General features: G+C 70.2%; 8 protein-coding genes. 4 read left to right on the top strand and 4 right to left on the bottom strand.

Features of this window, described 5'->3' with window-relative positions; genetic code table 11:
* Positions 1–92 precede the first annotated feature (92 nt).
* Positions 93–1,343: a Fic family protein gene (locus tag ABZZ79_RS22545; RefSeq protein ID WP_190148894.1), complete on the bottom strand. Its 1,251-nt coding sequence runs from the start codon at positions 1,341–1,343 to the stop codon at positions 93–95.
* A 770-nt stretch (positions 1,344–2,113) separates the two neighbouring features.
* Here ABZZ79_RS22545 and ABZZ79_RS22540 point away from each other — a divergent pair.
* The 4 genes from ABZZ79_RS22540 (at position 2,114) to ABZZ79_RS22525 (ending at position 6,863) form a co-directional block, all read left to right on the top strand.
* Complete coding sequence (locus tag ABZZ79_RS22540; RefSeq protein ID WP_356691331.1) at positions 2,114–4,627, top strand: hypothetical protein; 2,514 nt, start codon at positions 2,114–2,116, stop codon at positions 4,625–4,627.
* Positions 4,624–5,400: a hypothetical protein gene (locus tag ABZZ79_RS22535; protein ID WP_356691329.1), complete on the top strand. Its 777-nt coding sequence runs from the start codon at positions 4,624–4,626 to the stop codon at positions 5,398–5,400. Before ABZZ79_RS22540 ends, ABZZ79_RS22535 begins: the two co-directional genes overlap by 4 nt.
* On the top strand, positions 5,384–5,959 hold the full coding sequence (locus tag ABZZ79_RS22530) for a MarR family transcriptional regulator (RefSeq protein ID WP_319656488.1): 576 nt from the start codon (positions 5,384–5,386) through the stop codon (positions 5,957–5,959). The genes ABZZ79_RS22535 and ABZZ79_RS22530 overlap by 17 nt, the downstream gene beginning before the upstream one ends.
* A 67-nt stretch (positions 5,960–6,026) precedes the next feature.
* The gene (locus tag ABZZ79_RS22525; protein WP_319656493.1) at positions 6,027–6,863 is read left to right on the top strand and encodes a sugar nucleotide-binding protein; all 837 of its coding nucleotides are present in this window, start codon (positions 6,027–6,029) and stop codon (positions 6,861–6,863) included.
* Between the two features lie 190 nt (positions 6,864–7,053).
* Here ABZZ79_RS22525 and ABZZ79_RS22520 read toward each other — a convergent pair whose 3' ends face one another.
* The 3 genes from ABZZ79_RS22520 to fxlM all read right to left on the bottom strand — a co-directional run bounded on the left by ABZZ79_RS22520 (position 7,054) and on the right by fxlM (position 11,162).
* Complete coding sequence (locus tag ABZZ79_RS22520) at positions 7,054–7,983, bottom strand: carbon-nitrogen hydrolase family protein (protein ID WP_356691327.1); 930 nt, start codon at positions 7,981–7,983, stop codon at positions 7,054–7,056.
* Positions 7,984–8,047: 64 nt separating this feature from the next.
* Positions 8,048–8,806 (bottom strand): PIG-L deacetylase family protein, encoded by a 759-nt coding sequence (locus ABZZ79_RS22515; protein ID WP_356691450.1) that lies wholly within the window; start codon positions 8,804–8,806, stop codon positions 8,048–8,050.
* Positions 8,807–8,846: 40 nt separating this feature from the next.
* Positions 8,847–11,162, bottom strand: coding sequence for a methyltransferase, FxLD system (fxlM, locus tag ABZZ79_RS22510; protein ID WP_356691325.1), 2,316 nt, complete (start codon positions 11,160–11,162; stop codon positions 8,847–8,849).
* Positions 11,163–11,186 lie beyond the last annotated feature (24 nt).

Raw genomic sequence — 11,186 nt, 5'->3', positions numbered from 1 at the left:
CCAGGCGCGTCGGGAGCCCCATCGGGCAATCCCTTCGCTACCGAGAGTCACTTTTACCTTTAACCGGGGCCGCATCGGGTTAAAGGAAACTGTCACACCCACGCGTCGAGCTCGGGAAGATCCCACTTCGTGTACGTCAGTCGGCGCTCGGCGCCGTTGATCAAGTCGAGCACGTCGGTGGCCAAGTAGGCACGCGTCCCGCGCTCCACCTCCTTTACCTGCACGACCCCGGCCCCAGCCAACTCCTCCAAGGCGTTCGAGGCCGAGACAAAGGAGATGCCGAGCAACGACTGCGTAGCCCTCGCGGTCACAATCGGCACGCCAGGGAGCTGCTCCATCAACCGCACGACTGCAGCACCTTTTCGGGGTTGCCCACGGAGTCCTTGGCCCTCCCTGTAGTGGGCAAGTTTCGCATACCAGGCCCTGCGCATCTGGCTTAGCTCGTCGGTGAAGCGCCGAGCTTCTGCGACGGCATCGCGAGTAGCGGCCAGGAACACACGAATCCACGCATCGACGCCGACGGCCGCGGCGGAACTGTCGGGCTCACCCACGTATCGGAACGCGTTGAGGCCGGCGATGTACTCGCGAGCATGAGCCAAGAGAGACATGGAGATCGGCAGGACATGTCCAACCGCGAGGCCTTGCCTAGCGAGTGCCGTGTGAATCAGGGCCCGCCCGGTTCGACCGTTGCCATCGTGGTAGGGGTGGATCGTCTCGAACTGCGCGTGCACTAGCGCGGCCTGGACGAGAGGCAGTGGGTGATCTTCAGAGATGAAGGCGGCGAGATCGTCCATGAGAGGACCTACCGCTTCAGGGGTGGGTGGCACGTACTCCGCTCCGTGGGGCCCGTAGGCGTTGCCACCGACCCAGTTCTGAACGGTCCTGAGGAAACCCGATGACTCGTCTTGCTCTGTTTCCACCATCAGGGCGGCTTGCAGGCCGTTGATGTCGTCAACCGTTACCGCCTCGGTCTCTGACAGCGCAGTGACAGCGCGGCGTAGAGCCAGAACGTTGTTAACCACCTCGCGTGCACTGTCGCTGATGCCGCGGTGGGTGCGCTGATCATCGCCGGCCTTGGTTGCAAGCATCAACTCGAGGTGGGCGATTGCTCGGGCGGAAGCCACCACGCCTTCGATGCGCGAGGACGCCACCGCCTCCGATCGGAGAAGGAAGCGGGCCAGAGACTCCAAATGGGGGCTGGTCGGCGCGGCGTCGTTGAAGGCACGAACCAGCCGGTCCACTTCGGCAACCTCTGCAGCAAGTTCGGCTGACAGGCGGAGCTGGCGCCCCCGAAGTAGATCCGGCTCGTACGCGGCGAACGTCCGGAGGTCCTGCTCCTCCACACCAGGCATCGCGCCAGGCTGTGACGGCCAGGGCCGTTCCGAAAACCTTGCCACTAGACACGCTCCAAAGGTTCAGCCTCAAGCAGATCCATTTAAGGATAGTGTGTGCCCCGTGATGTTTGGTGTGATGCATGGGGTGGTTCCGGAGAGTCGGGCTCGCGCTCTTCTCGCCGGATGCCGGCCTGTGGGGACTCTGAACTCACGGGCTTCGAGCCGGTTCGAGGCACGCCATGCCTCGGCGGGATCCACGCTGGGACCGTCGCCACGGTCACACCGCGGTCTTCAGGCTCTGGGCAAAAGCGAAAAGGCGACCCAACGGGTCGCCTCACCGGGTGACTTCGCCAAGTCACCCATCACCACCGCTCGGGGTCGCCACCTCGAGCATTTCCGTGTCTGCCACATCGAGCCGACTTGGTCGGCGTCACTTGCAGCCTGCGGTGCCACCCGCATGCCGCAAGGGGAGGAGAAGCCAACGGCAACCTGACCTGACCCTTCCGCCCTCAAGCGGATCTCAACTTCACCCCCGCTGACCAGGAATTCTCCGTCCATCGGTCGAGCGGTCGGTTGCGTTGTGCCTTCATCCCTATGCAGTTCTGGAGCAGATCATAGCCGCCAGCCATAGGGCTAGTCTTCCATTGCCAAAATCTGGCTCCTCCGCGTCGCGGGAAGATAACGCCCGTTCCAGTACAAAGAAGACCATTGGTCCCACGAGGCACTCCTCATCGGCGGCCTCCGTCTCACCGAGCCATCCACTGCAGCTGGGGCGCGGCATGCAGTTCCGGCTGTTGACGGCCGTCCGCGCTCTGCTTGCCGATCCCAAGCTCGCCGGCCGCAAGGATGTTGTGCGTCTCGGCATCCTCGTGTTGATGGCGAAGGCCAGTTACGGCAGGTGCCGCGTTGAGATCACGGCACGGGAGCTGGGTCGTTGGCTCGGGGTGTCGGAGTCGACCGTCGACCACGAAGTGCTCAGCGTTCTCCGTGAGGTTGATGCTGTCGCCGCACGTGTGCTGCGGGGCGGCGACGGTCTGCCGACCGGTGTCGAGTATCGAGTGGAGGCTCTGTGGGAGGCCCGAAACGACGTCGGCGCACCCTTGGGGTTGTCGAAGGCCGAGTTGGCGACGCTGCTGCGGCTCCTGGAGGGGTTGTTCGCTCCGGGTTGGGGTGAGCAGTGCGCCACGCCTCCTGGTCTGCTGGTGAAGAAGGGGCGGCGGGGGAGGGGTGCGGCGTCGGATCGGCTGGCTCTGGTTCTGCTGGCCTTGCATGCACGGCCGGACGGGCGGGTGCCGTTGGTCGGTGGTCCGTTGGCGAAGACGGTGGCTCGGCATGGCCGGGAGGCGGTGACGCTGGCGCGGATGCTGGGGTGCCGTGTGCCGGTGGCCGCGACGGTGCTGGGTCGGCTCGTGGCAGCGGAAGCGGTGGCGGTCGCACCGGGTCGACTTGTGGTGCCGGCGGTGGCGGCCGCCCATGGGTCCGCGGCCGCGGTCCCGGACACTGCCGAGCTCGAGAGCTCCACATCTGCTGATTCGGCCGCCGGTGATGCGGCGCGCTGCGTTCGGTGTGCCGGGCACGACGAGGCCGACGTCCTTGTGGTGGAAGGCGATGGGTGGCGGCAGCTGTCCTGGGATGACGTTGAGGGCGCCGAGGAGGGTTCCGGAACTGCACCCAGGGATCTCGACGACGCTGGCAGCGATCTTTTCGCAGGTCAGACCGTCTTTGAGACGTTCGAGGCGAGTCGTGCTGCTGCAGACCCTCACGCCGACCACGCTGTTGTGGCTGATGTACGTGGTGAGGGTGCTGGAGGTCTCGGGTTTTCCGGCGAAGCCGCGTCGGGGTACTGCCGTCAGCCGGTACGCGCGTGCGAGGGCGGGAACTCCGCGGCGTCGCAGGATGGTCTCCACGTTGACGTGACGGTCGTCGACGGCGGGGCCGACCCGCTTCGCGGGGAGAAACCTGATCTGCTGCTGGCGGAGGGGGAGTCGGGTTCGTCGGCCGCGGTGTCGACGCTTCAGGCGTGGCGGGATGCGTCGGGGGGGCCGCCGCCGGTGTGGGCTCAGGTGCCCAAGGGGCTGGAGCGTGTGCTGGAGCCGGTGGCCATGGTGTGGGGGCGGCTGGACCGGCTGACGACGCGGCGGTACGTCACGAAGGTGGTCCGGGCGCGGCTCGGCGAGATCTCGGGGGCGTGCGGTCCGCAGGTGGATGCCGAGCGGATTCTGCGGGAGCGGCTCAAGCGCCGGTTGACTGAGCAGGGCACGGTGCCGGTCACCGACCCTGTGGGCTGGCTGGTCGGCCGTGCTCTGCCGCGCCGGGCGGTGTGTCCCGACGGCCGGTGTGACGACGGACGGCGGATGGACACCCGGGCCGACTGCGCCGCCTGCCAGATGCTGGTCCTGGACGGCCGGGCGCTGCGCTCCCGCGCCTTCGCCAAGGCGACGGAGAGCTTGGCCGACGGCCGGGTCAACCGGCCGGTGTTCGAGGCGGAGCTGAACGCGTGCTGGCAGCGCGAGGCAGCCGCGGCGGCGGCACGCCGCGAGCAGACCGTCCAGGAGCGGCACGCCCGTGAGCGGGTGTGGACCGAGCAACGGGCCCGGCACGCGGCCCAGGAGGCCGCCCGGCAGGCGCTTGCCTGCACGGTGTGCGGGAAACCGGAGACAGCCGGTCTGTGCGGCCGGTGCCGCGACGAGCGCCGCGTCGAGGAACTGGTGGCCGAGGCCGTCGACGTGGCGGTGGCCACCTGGGGCATGGGCGGTGAGGCATACCGGCTTGATGCCGTTCGCCGGACCGAGCGGGACATGCGGGGCGCGGTCGACCAGGCGGTGACGGACCTGCTCGCTGCGGGCGGAGGCGTCTTCGCCGAGTCGGTGGCGCTCGCGGCGCGGCTGGCCGCGGAACTCCAGCTGGGCGCACTGCGGCGCCGGGCTGTCAGCCGGTTCGCCTACCAGCCGCAAGCCGAGGCCGAGTACGAGAAGGTCTTCGCCACCGAGATGCGGCGCAGCCACCTCCACGGCAGCCTCGATGAGGCCCGCGAGGCCGCTGAAGAGGCTGCCCAGACGGCCCGGTTCAACACGGCGCACGCACTCCTGGACGACCGGCTGCGTACGCTGCGGGCCGCCCGGCCGGTGGCCGAGGCGGATGCCAAACCGGACTGGTATGCGCAGGCGGCCGCTCAGGTCCGTGGCTTGATCCGCCCCGCGCCGTCGGAGCGCGCCGTGTCCGTACGGCGGCCCCCGGCCTTGCCGGGCTCGACGGCGGGTGGCAGCGGGGGGCAGGCGGGGGTGGGGGCATGAACCGTCCCGTACGCGCCGTCGCGCACCAGCCTGTTCGGCGGCCGTCGTTGACCGAGTGGGTGGAAGGGCTGCCGGGTCTGTCGGGGCGGGCGCGCCGACTGCTGCTGGAGGGCGACACCGAACGCCGGTACGCGGGCAGGACGGCCGCCGATTCCGGCTACCGGCTGACGATGGCCCTGGCGGTCGCGGTCTCCCAGCCCGGCCGGGAGTGGACCCTCGCGCAGTGGTGGGAGGCCCTGGTGCTGCGCCCGATGGTGGGCGGCGCCTGGGCGCGGTCCCTGCGCTCGCGCAAGGGGGAGCGGTACGCCGAGGGCAAGCTCGCCGGGATGCTCGACAAGGCGCGCGCGTTCGTGGGCACTTCGGGCGCGATCGTGTGCCGGGCCGATGCCATGGTGGCGATCGCCCGCCTGCGGGCCGCCGTGGAAGCCGTCGTATGGCCAGGGCCCGGCGGCGGCACCGACCTCAAGAACCTCACCGCGCGACTGCAGCTGGCCGAACAGGCCGGCGGACTCGAGCACGAGGTCTCGGTACGGCAGATGGCCGAGCTGATGGGCTGCGCCCGCTCGACCGTGGAAGCGAGCAACGCCCGCCTGCGTGCGGCCCGGTGGCTGCTCCTGGTCGCGGCCGGCACCGGGGAGCACAGCTCGACCTGGTCCCTGCGAATCCCCCCGACAGAGCCTGAAGATCAGGAGTCGTGTGCGCGCCCGGGACACCGTCCAGCCCCCGGGGGAGAGGGGGGCAGGGAGTGTCCCGGACGTGCACCACGGGCTTGAGGTGAGCACCCGCGCGCTGGGCGCCGTGATGGGTACCGACGCCTGTCACCACTACGCCCACGGCACGTCCGGTGCCCGGATCCTCGCCGCCCTCGACCCGCTGGACGGAGCCGACGTTGCGCACCTGGCCGCGGCGACCGGCCTGCATCGCACCACGGTGCGCCGCCGCGTGGACAAGCTCGTCGAGGACGGTCTCGCCGAGGAAGCCGACGGCCTGGTCTACCTGCCTCACCACCTGGCCGCCGACGAAGGCCTTCGTCCCGATGCCGACCAGCTCGAGCAAGTCGCCCTCGCCCGAGGCACTGCCGGCCTGGGGGCACGGCGCCGTAAACGGCACGGCGATCAGCGGCGCTCCTACCGGCAGTGGCTCACCGCACGGACGCAGCACGCCGTCGAGCGTCGTCGCTCCGCCAGGCCGCGGCTGCGGCTGGTGCCCGAGGGGGTGGTCGACGAGAGCACGGGCGAGCTCCGCGACACCGCATGGCGGGGCTGGATCATCGATGACCCGTACCGCCCGACCTGGCCCGACGACGGATCACCCGAGGTGGTGTGTGGATGACCTCGCCACCAGGACGGCACAGACGGTTCGGCCTCAGGACGGACCTTGCTGTCCTAGCGTGGAAAGCATGACGGTACTGATTGTGGGCGGCAGCGGGTTCCTGGGCGCTGAGCTGGCCCGCCAGGGACGTGCAGCGGGCCGGGAGACGGCCGCCACCTTCCACTCACACCCCGGCGAGATCGCCGGAGTGACGTGGCACCGCCTTGACCTGCGCAACCCTGCGAGCCTGCGGGAGGTCCTGGATGCGGTCAGCCCAACGGCGGTCGTCAACGCGAGCAGTGGCGGATCCGAGTGGGGAGTCACGGCCGAAGGCGGGATGCGCCTGGCCCAAGCCGCGGCTCAACGGGGCATCCGCCTGGTCCACGTCTCGAGTGACGCCGTTTTCTCCGGCCGCCGCCACGACCTGTACGACGAGACGTGTCTACCCGACCCGGTAACGCCGTACGGGGCGGCGAAGGCGGCGGCCGAGACCGCCGTGCGGCTCCTGGACGGCACCGTCGTCGCACGGACCTCGCTGATCATCGGCGATGGCCAGTCCGAGCACGAACGCATGGTGCACGCCCTGGCCGCCGGCACGCGGGACGGGGCCCTGTTCACGGACGATGTCCGATGCCCAGTCCACGTCGGCGATCTGGCCGCCGCACTGTGGGAGCTCACCTTGTCCGATGCGGCTGGCGTCTTTCACCTCGCCGGCCCGGACGCCGTCACTCGCCACGAACTCGGCATCCTCATTGCGCAGCGGGACGGCCTTGACGCATCGCTGTTGCCGACCGGCCTTCGCGCCGACAGCGGCCTCCCTGGTGGACTCCGCGTCCACCTCGACAACCGGGTCACCCAGGCATACCTGGCCACCCGCCTCCGCGGAGCCCGGGAGTTCCTCCGGTGCCAAAACCCTGACCGCTGATCCGACGGCGCGGGGCCCGCTCTTCCCCGCCTGCCTTAACTGGCAACGCGACCTGCTTGCCGCCACCACCGACGACAACCCCCAGACCCTCGCCCTGACTACTGACTCGGGCCAGCCGGGCCGGCGAGTTCGGTGACGGGCTGGTGAGGGGCCCGTGGGGATGCCGAGGGAATCTGGCAGTAGGGCGGTCTCAGAACGCTGTGCGTGCATCGCTGCGGGGATCCCCGACGGGGGTCCGTCCCTCGTAGAGTCCGGCTCGCGCAGTGCGCCGCCACGGGCGGGCGCAGCGAACGGCCAGGTCGATGTCTTCGTCCTGCGAGTCGAGGTCGATGTCCGCGATCGCGAGGGCAGGATGTCCGTCTGCGGCGCAGCGCGCCAGCCACCTTCCGCCGGGCGCCACGATCCCGGACGGGACTGTAGCGCTGAACTGGGCCGGGATGGAGTAGCCGAGCCAGTAGTTGTAGAGCGTCCCGTACGCCTGGGCGACACGGGCCCGGGGCGCGTCGTCGACCATCACCGACAGCAGGACGCAGTCGACGTCCAAGCGCTCGTACTCGGCGAACACCTCCGGGAAGTTGGCCTCGATGCACAGCGCGAAGCCGAACCGAATCCCGTCCACCTCGACGACGAGCGGCTGGTGTCCTGGGGAGTACAAGTAGGACACCTCGGTGTGCGACAGGAACCGCTTGTCGTACCGTGCGACCAGCTGGCCGCGGTCGGAGACGATGTAGAGGCTGTTGTGCGGTCGGTTCGGCGGTGTGAGCGGGTGGATCGATCCGAACACCGTCCACAGGCCAAGCCTTCCCGCCAGGACGGTGATCGACTCCGCTTCCTCGCGCAGGACATCCCACGCGGCACGGCTCCAATCAGCCGGCACCAGCTCGCCCGCCGGGCCCGCCGCCATCACGTGCTTGCTCGGATAGGTGACTGCCCCCTCGGGGAACTGCACCAACCGCGCACCAGCCTCGGCGGCCTCAACCATCAGGGCCCGGATCTCCTGCCCGGCCGCCCGCAGTGCTCCTCGATCAGTGGGGTCTTCCGGCACCGTGCTCTGTGCGACTGCCAGCCGCAATGTCCTGGCCACACTGGGGCGTTCGTCGGGTGCAGAAGTCGTCGTCATCTCTCTCCGATCGGTGAGTGCTTGCTCGTGGGCGGTGAAGGGTGGTCGGCACGGGGCTGCGGTGTCAGATGGTTAGCGCGGCGGAGTCGCCCTTTGTGGGGCCGGGGGTGAGGCGAGTGAAGTACTCGGTTTGGATGATCTGGGTGCGGTCGGCTTCGGGAAGGCGGGCGAGGATGCCGGGCAGTGGCCGCTCGCGTGCGACCTCACCGCGGTGCGCGAGGATCGCGCGCCACTTCTGCTCCAGCCAGGGGGAGACGTCGACGGTGGTGGTGGCGTACGCGTCCGGCACCGCGAGCGCGGCTTTGCCGACGGACTCCAGCAGCGGCCCGAGTTCGCCGACACCGGACTCGGGGTGCGTGGCGCAGTACACGGCGCGCGGTTGCCAGGGCTTGCCGGCCTCGGGGTGAAGGTGCGGGAGCCCCGCCTCCTGAGCGGCGAGGAGAGCGGCCTGGTGGGTGCGGCGGTGGTCCGAATGACCGGTCAGCTGGCCCAGGGCGTCGTGCGTGACCACGATGTCGGGGCGGAACGAGCGGATCTGCTGGACCAGGGCGGCGACCACCTCGTCGAGTGGCGCGTCGACGAGCCGGGGACGGCCGGGAGCCGCCTGCGGGTTGCGGGCATCGCCGTATCCGAGCATGCGAGGGGCGCCCGCGCCGAGCGCCCGCAAGGCGTCGGCGAGTTCGGAAGCCCGCGGACTGTCGGGCGCCCACGTCATGGTGACGACGGCGGTGCGCGCGTGCGCGGCGGCGTGCTGGGCGAGGACACCGCCGGCGAGGAGGCTCTCGTCGTCGGGATGGGCGAACACGCCGAGCAGGGACGGCATCGTGGAGGACGCCGCCTTCTCGGGGATCAACTCGTCGTAGTCAGGCACGCTGTCCCCCTGCGGTCGAGAGGCTCAGTGCGCCGGCGGGGGTCCGGCCCCGCCACTGGAGGACAAGCCGTGCGCTGGGCTTGTCGAGCACGTCGCCGGGCGGCAGCTGGTCGTCGGGCGTTGCGGCCGGGTGGACGGTCATCGGCGGATAGCCGCTCTCGCGCACCTCGCGGTCCCAGACGCGCACGCACTCGGCGAAGCGCTCTGCCACCTCTTCCGCTGCTGGGCCGTAGGCGTGGATGAAGAACTCCGTCATGCGGTCGGCCGGCTCCGGGGCATCCCTGACCTTCCGGTAGGTCAAGTAGGCGAGCGAGCCGTCCGCCAGGATCGCGGCCGCGTCCTGCTGCTCCACGAACGTGGACCCCTTCGGCGCGGACAGACGGCAGAACCCCGGCAGGGTCGTCGCGGCATAGACCTGCAACGTCTCGAAGTTGAAGATCCCCCGGACGACCAGGCCCGTGGAGCGCTCGTGCCGGGGCCCGCGCAGAGCCTCGTCGAGACCGGCGGTGTCGGCGGGCGTCCCGTCCTCCCACCGCACCGTGACCTTGCCGTCGGCCAGCCGCACGGCGGGGGCGGTACGGGCGGCCGCACCGCGGTCCCGCACGAAACCGCAGTACGTCCAGTGCTCGCAGTGCAGCACGTCGCCGCGCCGGACCAGGGTGAGGGAGCGGGTGTAGCCGCCCATCTCCAGCGGCACGACCAACCGGGCCCCCTCGGCAAGCTGCTCTCGCCATGCTGGTGCGATGTCGGACGCGTTGTGCGTGATCACGATCCCGTCGAACCCGTTGGCCGGGACGTGGCTCGGCGCGCCAAGCCGGCCGTCGCCGAGGACGGCGGTGACCCGACCGCTGCCCGCCTCCGCGCACAGCCGCTGCGTCCGGTGCACCACGTACGGGTCGACCTCCACGGTCACCACGCGCCCGCGTTCCCCGAGGACGTGGGCCAGGAGTTCCGCGTTGTATCCGCCAGAGCCGACCTCCAGCACGGTCATCCCAGGCTCCAGCCGGAGTTGCTCGATCATGTCAGCCTGCAGCCAGGCCGCGGAGACGGAGCTGAGCGCAGTCTGGGGCGACTCCCGGACCGTCACCACGGCGAGGTCGTCGTGGTAGGCCGTCTCCAGCCGGGTCTCCGGGACGAACCGGTGCCGGGGCACCTCACGCAACGCGGCCTGGACCTGCGGCGAGGGCGCCCAGCCCTTGCTGATCACGATGTCCGCCATCCGCTCGCGCAGCCGGACCGCCTCGGCTGGCTCCCCGGGCACCGGAGGGACGGCGGCGGAGCACGCGTAGGAATGGACCGGCGGGAGCCCCGGCAGCACCCCGGGCCACACCGCGGTCAGAGCCAGGGTACTGGGCGCGAAGATCTTTCCGAGGGTCACCAAGGTGTTCAGGTCGTGGAACTCCCAGCGTACGAAGCGGTGTGGCTCGGGCAGAGCGAGTTCACCGTCCCAGCGGGAGATGCGGACCACGGCGGTGACGCGGCGTACATCCAGGCGGTCGTCGTGCAGCACGGTGATGACGTGAGCGTCCTCCACGCGCGCCGTCAGCCCGGTCTCCTCGTTCAGCTCCCGCACGGCGGCCGCTGGTGCGGCCTCGTCTGTCTCGATGCGGCCGCCCGGTAGCTCCCACATGCCCCGGGTTGAGCGCCCCAGCAGAACCCGGCCGAACGTGTCGGTGACCACCACTGCGGCACCGAAGACGGCCTGCGGCTCGGGCCGCAGCTTCTCCTCCGCGCTGAACGATCCGGCCGGTCCGCGCAGGACCAGCACCGCCAGGCCCTCCGCGTCAAACTGCTCAACGTCCTCGAACCCGTCGGTGAGCGCGGCGAGTTCGTTCTCGTCCAAGGCGATGTGGCGCCGCTCCTCCGGCGTGTTCTCCACGATCGGCGTGATGATGACCAGCACCCCACCCTCGTGCAGCCGGGCGGCCAGACGGCGAAGGACACGGGCGCGATCGCGGATGAACGCGATGCACAGCCGCAGCACGATCAGGTCGTAGCCGTCCTCGTCGAGAGCGGCCAGGTCGTCGCGCTCGACATCCAGGCTCAGCCAGCGCACCCCCTCCACCCCGGCGTGCTCTGCGCGAGCCCGCTCGAGCGCGCCCTCGGCGAAGTCCGCGCCGTCGACGGTGTAGCCGATCGAGGCGAGGTAGACGGACATCTCGCCGGTCCCACAGCCGATGTCGAGCGCGCGCCCCCCTTCGGGTGCCGGGGCATGCTCTACGAGCAGGCTCTTCTCCTCGTCCCCGAGCCGCCGGAAGCCTCGCCCGCCGTTGTAGTGCTCGGACCAGTCAGTCCGGGTGTATCCCACAGGTCGCTCCTCGTTCGTGAAAGG

Source organism: Streptomyces sp. NPDC006458, assembly GCF_040612135.1.
Classification (GTDB): domain Bacteria; phylum Actinomycetota; class Actinomycetes; order Streptomycetales; family Streptomycetaceae; genus Streptomyces.
Note: the sequence above shows the minus strand (reverse complement) of the source record. Positions and strands in the feature narration are given on the sequence as shown.

Excerpts from the sequence above, each read along its gene's own strand:
- ABZZ79_RS22540 (WP_356691331.1), top strand. The coding sequence starts at position 2,114 with ATGCAGTTCCGGCTGTTGACGGCCGTCCGCGCTCTGCTTGCCGATCCC.
- ABZZ79_RS22535 (WP_356691329.1), top strand. The coding sequence starts at position 4,624 with ATGAACCGTCCCGTACGCGCCGTCGCGCACCAGCCTGTTCGGCGGCCG.
- ABZZ79_RS22520 (WP_356691327.1), bottom strand. The coding sequence starts at position 7,983 with ATGACGACGACTTCTGCACCCGACGAACGCCCCAGTGTGGCCAGGACA.
- ABZZ79_RS22515 (WP_356691450.1), bottom strand. The coding sequence starts at position 8,806 with ATGCCGTCCCTGCTCGGCGTGTTCGCCCATCCCGACGACGAGAGCCTC.
- ABZZ79_RS22525 (WP_319656493.1), top strand. The coding sequence starts at position 6,027 with ATGACGGTACTGATTGTGGGCGGCAGCGGGTTCCTGGGCGCTGAGCTG.